Genomic DNA, 6,020 nt, shown 5'->3' with positions numbered 1-6,020 from the left:
TATTTAAAGAAGGCGGAGCTTTATTTTTCGAAAAAGAAATGGTAGGAGCAATAATATCTTTTGGCGGAATATATCTTGCTTTCAAAATTTTTCTTAAAAAATTATGCAAAACATCTATTAAAACCTTCATTCATGGAGCTGGTAGAAAAGCTGATTATAAGGCAATGTTAGTTCCTTCTATACTATTTGTAATAGGACTTGTTATAAGTGAATTGATTACAGCAGGAACAATTTCATTCAATACACTTCCTTTATATCAGCTTATTTTTAACTTTTTCTTTGTACTTCTTTTATTATGGATACAGACCAATACAGAGGAATTTCTGTTCCGCGGATTATTCCTTCGTGCCCCTTTTGGTAATGAAGTTCCAAAGCCTTTAAAGGCAATGGGATTTGCGGTTCTTAGTTCAGTTTTGTTTATGGTATTACACATGTCCAATCCTGAGATGTTATCACAGACATCTACAATCGAAATGGTTGCATGTGCAGCCAACTATTTCTTTGCCGGATTTTTCATGTTCCTTGCTAACCTCTTTGTAGGAGGAATGGAAGGCGGCATAGTACTTCACTATCTCAATAATTTATACTGCTTTGTCATTATAAGCCAGGCAGTCACAGTTGTTCCTACACCAACTTTCCTGGTTAAGAGCGGCAACGCTACAGGAGTTCAGTCACTTTTAAGCGTACTTTTGATTTATGCACTTCCTTTGATCTATCTTTATAGACAGTATAAGAAAAAAGAAGCTACTGCTTAAGCAAAATCTTATTCTGGACGTTTTCTTGGATTTATCTTTATAAGTAGTATAAGAAAAAAATAACTGCTTAAGCAAAAGCTTATTCTGGAAGTTTTCTTAGATCTGTCTTTATAAGTAGTATAAGAAAAAAGCTACTGCTTAAACACTACCTTATTTCGGCCGCTTTCTTTGGCTTCGTATAAGGCATCATCTATTTTTTTGAATACTTCTTTATGACTTTCTGAGGTGTCATCTACTATGGTGACACCCAGACTGATCGTGATTTTGGGAACAGGAGTGAATTTCGTTGATTCAATCTTGTTCCTTATTCTTTCGGCTATTGACAGGGCCTGTTCTTTACGAATATTCTCAATAATACATACAAATTCTTCGCCGCCCCAACGGCAGAATACAGCATTACCAGGAAGAACCTGATTTACACTGGCAACAAGCTTTTTAAGGACCGTATCACCTACATCATGTCCATAAGTGTCATTGACTCTCTTAAAGTGATCTACATCGATCAGGAAAAGACCTGCGGAGAAATCTTTATTTTTTTTGTCAAAAACATCATTAAAATAAAAATTGAATGAAGCTCTGTTGTAGATACCTGTTAGCTCGTCGTGGCTAGCATACTGATACAGCTGCAGAACGTTCTGGCGAAGGTCATCAGTTGTCTTCTCGAGAAGATTGATCATGCGCTCCATAAGAGGAATTACGGTATCATACTGCTCGGTTATCTCATCGTCTACATAAGGCTTTATTCCTGTCTGTACAGCTTCGCCCTCCCTAAAGCCGATGGCAATAAGGGAACCGTTTAAAAGACCTGCACCTTTCCTGCTATAGAGGAATTCTCCATAGCCGCCTGTGAATGTGCAGTTCGGGCAGACATTCTTGTAATAAAGGAATTCTCTGTCGGCAAGGAGATCGCCCATAAAATTTCTTCTGGTTACGCAGGAGAAGATAAGAATAGCTTCAGGTGCAAAATCTATAAGCTCGTTGGCACCTGCAAGTGATTCAGAAAGAAGATATCTCTTTCTGGCATAGGCAAAGCTTGCGCTTGTGCCTTCCGGAACAGGCATGGTGTATTTGACAGCACCATTAGAGCAGAAAAGAGCAACCCTTCCGACAAGCTTGTTGTTTTGCTCAAAAAGGATTGGGAAGGCTGCGGCGTTGTCGTAGAAATACTTGTTTTCGGTGATTCCAAGATATTCTTTGTATGCATCAATAGCAGGTTTTCCATCAATTTCTTCTACAAATCCATCTTTTGAGCTTTTGGTAATGACGAATTCCTTGCCAAGTGATCGCCATCCAAGACTGTGCTTGGCTTCTACATGAAGATCATCGCCGCAGAAGGCAACGGCTACTATTCCCCTGTTATATATTTTCTGGTCGAAATAGACCATAGAACGATCTTCGATGAGATCGCTTGTTCCAGCCATAGCGCCAAAAAGCGGCACATCTGGGAATGTTTCCAGAATCGTATTTGCAAAATCGTCAGAAAAAAGAGTTGTATCAGAGGACATTAAAAGAATGCCCTTAATATCAGTGCGTCCTTTAAGTCGCCTTACGAAATCCTGTCCGCATTCAAGAGGAGTCTTATTGTGACAATCATAGCCATTGGCTATAACTGTGCTGTTATCGAATAGAAGAAGAGAACAGATTCCCTTTCCGTTATAATTTATAGTAACTTCGTTAATGCCATCAACGATCGCACCTTGAGATGTCATGCCATAAATGATCATGTCAGGGAACCACTTTGAAGCTTGACTATAGCCGTATTCGATAATCTCCTGTGTGCCGGAAGATTCTATTACCTGAAGAACAGAAGTGGCATTTTGGTTTTCATCAAGCCTTTTCTGGATCATTCTTGCAACATCTTCCATTGAATTGTCATCGTTGATGATGAATGTATATTGCTTCATAGGACCAGGTTCCTTTCAGGCACTAGGGCCGTTTACAACACAAAAGGGCGCAGAAATACAAGGTATCATATATGGTTTATCGGTTAAAATAGGATGAGGCATTAGGAGAATGGCTATTTGGAACTGCTTTATATAAGATATGTGCAAGGAAGTGGTGAGGGATAGTCTTTTAAACTACTAGCTATATGTAGGAAAGAGATGATGGATGTTTCTTAATTACTAGATGTATGTAGGGAAGAGATGATGGATATACTTAAACTACTACTTATATAGTGGACATAATGTTTTGAGTTGTGCCCTATCAAAAATGATGGTTGTACCATGGAGTAGACATGGTTATAGCGGCAGGGACGCAAGTTTTTCCCACGAAAATGCTGAAAACAAGCCATTTCGTGGGAAAATTAGGCCAGATATCAAGATTTTAGAGATTGCCATCCCACGAAAATGCTGAAAACAGGCTGTTTCGTGGGAAAAATAAGGTCAAATATCAAGATTTTAGAGATTGCCATCCCACGAAAATGCTGAAAACAAGCTGTTTCGTGGGAAAAATAAGGTCAGATATCAAGATTTTAGAGATTGCTATCCCACGAAAACGCTGAAAACAAGCCATTTCGTGGGAAAAATTAAGTAATGTCCATATAATGGTGTAAATTAAAAAATTAATATTAAAAGAGCCAAAGGCTCACCTTTAGGTATAATTAAATCACCACAATCAAATTAACCGGAGGTAGAACACAATGGCTCAACTCAATATTACTTTAAATCAGGATGAAATACTACAATTACTTTCTTCAAATCGTGATGATGCATTTAAAAAGCTTCTACAGGATAGCCTGAACAGCATCCTGCAGGCTGAATCAACAGAACAACTCAAGGCATAGAAACTTCAGAATACTCAGATGTTTTCGGAAGCTTATTTAATTGTTTACAAGATCCGATAATAATATAAGCAAAGTAATTGTGTGTTCACAGGAAGTAAATACGTGCTTCTGTGATCATCTTTCAAGAAATAATCATTTTTTTGAATCAAAAATTCAAAAATATAGTAGTAGAGCCAATTGAGTTCACCTTTGGTGCTGGTTCTATTACCAACCGATTCACTTAATCACGAAGTCCGCAGCTAGTGAGGATTTCTGTAAAGATACGTTCGAGAAGTTATACCTTATTAAGAGGATTTGTATGAAAATTGCATCAGCATCAAACTATAATGCAGGAATTACTGATACCAAGGCTATGAAAAATGGATCTTCAGCTTCTGGTGAAGACATTTCTTTTATGGAGCAGATAGGCTCTTTTAAATCTCAGCTGTACAAGAAGGTTATGAATAATGACACTGAAGTCAAGATTACAATTGGTAATCAGGAATTCAGTGAAAAGGAATGGGACGATCTCATGGAGAGAGTCGACAAGAATATTGAAGAAGCTAAAGAAGCTCTTGAGGATAAGAAAGAGAAGATTTTAGAAGAAGCCAAAGAAGCTCATGAGGATAAGAAGGAGTAAATCTTAGAAGAAGCCAAAGAAGCTCTTGAGGTTAAGAAAGAGAAGATTTTAGAAGAAGCTAAGGAAGATAAAGAAGATATGAAGTCCAAGTAAAATAATGAAATCCTAGGAAAAATAAGTCCAAGGAAACAATGAAGTCCTAGAAAGATAATGAAATCCAAGGAAGAAAAATAAGTTCAAGGAAACAATGAAATCCAAGGAAGATAAATAAATCCAAGGAAGATAAATAAGTCCAAGGAAAAAATGAAATCTAAGGAAAATAAAGAAGCCAAGAAGACTGAGATGATTTAAACTCAAATGAGAATAGGACTTTTGGCTTATTCTATTCGTTTGTATAATTTATAAATCTTATACTTCTTTTCAAAATAAGCAGCTGTTTGATCGACAAGTTCGTATCCAAAGTCATCGAAACATATAATATAGGGCGTATAGTTGTCTGTATATGTTTCGATGTAATTTTTATTGTTTTGGTATACTTCTTCGTATTCAGTGGTATCGCACAGATATTTCGTAGTGATGATGTAATCAACTCTTTTGTCGTTGATCATATCATTTTGTTCATCTTGGAGAAAAGATGTCTTGAGATTAGTCTGAATGAAAGCACGTTCTACAGGCAAGGTGTTGCAGGAATGATAGAAGCCTTCGTCAAGCGAGTTATATACAAGAAGGCTGTAGTCATTTGAGCCATCCTGCCTTATGTCTTCTGCGAGTATATACTGCGGAGTATCTTCGATGTCTTTAAACATCATATATTTGTTGTCTGTAAATACGTAGCACAAAAAAACCGCAAATAGCACCATTGCAGCATTAGCTATTAAAGGCTTGTAATAAGGTATCTTTTTAAGCAGCTCCACTATAAAGCAAAGCCCGGGAGCACAAAAGCAGTAGAGCGGGATACCGTAATATTTTAGCGGCATTGCAACGAAGAATTCTATGTAAAAAAATGCCGCAAATGAAAGCACGTAGCAGATAAATAGCAGGTATTTTTTCTTGATAAAAAGCCATATAAGACTAAGCCCTATTAGCAGAATAGGGAGTATATTTCTTTTTCTAAAGAATACTTTTATATAGAAAAGGTATATATCCAGAACGCTTGAAAACTGTTTGGAAAAATCCTCGTTGACATAATTGTGTATGTTGTTATAAAAATATGCGTTAAAAAAGTCAAAAAGTGCACCATTAAGCGCGAAATATACAAGGACCAGGATGGTTATTACAAGGCAGCCCAGAATGAAATATAGGGCCCTATTCATAAGAAGTCCCAGGCTTTTATTCTTATAGGCATCGACCATCATGATGATAATGATTGGAATGAAAATTGCGCATAATGTGAATTTGCTAAAAAATATTATGCCAGCACACAGGCCGAAGATGAGCATTTCCAGCTTTCCCGGTATGGACCTTGTCTGAATCTGCTTGCTTATGACATAGATACCGTAGGCAAAAGCCGGAAGGAGAAGTTCTTCGGCACTTCCTCCATGGCACATAGCTGCAGATGAGTAGACAGCCACAGCCAGAATAAAGGCAATTACACCTGAATATCTGTCACATTCAAGATAGAGGCTGACTATTTTTACAGATATATATAGGAAAAGAAATGCGGCTACAATTTCTATAATGTAGACACCGAAATAGGAATTAGTTGTGATGAGGCAAGCCAGTGAATAAATGGCGAATATTATAATGCCTTTCTGATCATAGAGATCCCTGTAAGGCACAAGTCCCTTGAGGATTCCCTTACCGATTATAAAGTAGCAGTTAGTATCGCCCCAGTCATTTAAAGGATATAAAAATGAAGATTTTGAGCATACGGTTATAGCTACTATAGCTGCTAGTAAGCAGTAAAGTGCAGTAGAGTTTA

4 protein-coding genes and 1 pseudogene are annotated in these 6,020 nt (G+C 37.3%); 3 read left to right on the top strand and 2 right to left on the bottom strand.

What is annotated here, in order from left to right:
* On the top strand, positions 1-755 hold a 755-nt coding region (locus tag K6G87_RS00660), incomplete at its 5' end, for a CPBP family intramembrane glutamic endopeptidase (protein WP_296832479.1).
* A gap of 131 nt (positions 756-886) precedes the next feature.
* Here K6G87_RS00660 and K6G87_RS00655 read toward each other — a convergent pair.
* Complete coding sequence (locus tag K6G87_RS00655; protein WP_296832475.1) at positions 887-2,659, bottom strand: sensor domain-containing diguanylate cyclase; 1,773 nt, start codon at positions 2,657-2,659, stop codon at positions 887-889.
* Between the two features lie 737 nt (positions 2,660-3,396).
* Here K6G87_RS00655 and K6G87_RS00650 point away from each other — a divergent pair.
* A pseudogene (locus K6G87_RS00650) lies at positions 3,397-3,537 on the top strand (IS256 family transposase); the annotation flags it as partial.
* Between the two features lie 301 nt (positions 3,538-3,838).
* The gene (locus tag K6G87_RS00645; protein WP_296832470.1) at positions 3,839-4,159 is read left to right on the top strand and encodes a hypothetical protein; all 321 of its coding nucleotides are present in this window, start codon (positions 3,839-3,841) and stop codon (positions 4,157-4,159) included.
* Positions 4,160-4,476: 317 nt separating this feature from the next.
* Here the strand turns inward: K6G87_RS00645 and K6G87_RS00640 are convergent.
* Positions 4,477-6,020: hypothetical protein (locus K6G87_RS00640; RefSeq protein WP_296832467.1), on the bottom strand; the 1,544-nt coding region annotated here is incomplete at its 5' end.

This window comes from Butyrivibrio sp. (assembly GCF_024699075.1).
The sequence above is the reverse complement of the archived record's forward strand: the minus strand, read 5'-3'. Positions and strand labels throughout refer to the sequence as shown.

What these genes read in the sequence shown, in the direction of transcription:
- K6G87_RS00645 (WP_296832470.1), top strand. Translation starts at nt 3,839, where the DNA reads ATGAAAATTGCATCAGCATCAAACTATAATGCAGGAATTACTGATACC.
- K6G87_RS00655 (WP_296832475.1), bottom strand. Translation starts at nt 2,659, where the DNA reads ATGAAGCAATATACATTCATCATCAACGATGACAATTCAATGGAAGAT.